Origin of the sequence: Serratia sp. CY38905, assembly GCF_052168875.1 — a bacterium.
Taxonomy (GTDB): Bacteria; Pseudomonadota; Gammaproteobacteria; order Enterobacterales; family Enterobacteriaceae; genus Serratia; species Serratia sarumanii.
Map to the genome: position 1 here is coordinate 1 of NZ_JBJNLV010000050.1, position 677 is coordinate 677.

Sequence of the window (677 nt, forward strand, 5' to 3'; positions counted from 1 at the left end):
AGGGATGTAAACCCGTCTGGCAGGCAAGGGCTGGTAGTGACCTGAGAGTAATTCATCCCTGAGGATTTGCAGCTCAACAGCCAGTCTGGCCTGTAGCATTGTTTTGTTCACGCCATCAATACCGGGGGTATGCGCCCCCTTTGATGAAAGCGTGATCCGCGCCGCTTCAGCCAGCCATTCTGGTTGTGTTATCAGACGCAGCAGCCGTTGAATCCGTAGGGACGGATCGGTGGCTGCCCATGTGGCAAGCTTGCGTTGCATTTCGCTGATTATCAAAGGTCTTCACCTCGTTAGGTCAGTTAATTCACGTCGCAAACACATTCAAACTGCTTCCCTTCGCCATGTAATGGGCTTTCCCCATCGCGGACTACTACGGAAGCTCCGCCAGCCAGCGCGTCATCGGAGCCATGCCCCCTTAACATCCGTCGCTGACCTTCCCCGGTTTACCTGCCTGGACTCAGGCATACTGAGGAGGCTGCCCGTCGCACTCTTTATCCTTGCTTGCCGCAAGTTGGCAGAAGTCAGCAACGCGAGCGTGATAGACGCTGCTGCCCCGGAGTTTCGCATACATGTCAAAACACCTTCGACCGGCAGTGCTTACGTATCACTGCCAGTTCCTCCTGCACGGCCTGTCAGATCACGTAGGCCGTGGTGACGTTTTCAACCCACAGAGGCGG

The 677-nt window shown here is 55.8% G+C and carries 1 protein-coding gene; it reads right to left on the minus strand.

Translation table 11 applies throughout. The annotated features are described in order from the left end of the window. The coding region (locus ACJ8MK_RS26000; protein WP_442518128.1) for a hypothetical protein at positions 1–261 on the minus strand (261 nt) is incomplete at its 3' end. Positions 262–677 lie beyond the last annotated feature (416 nt).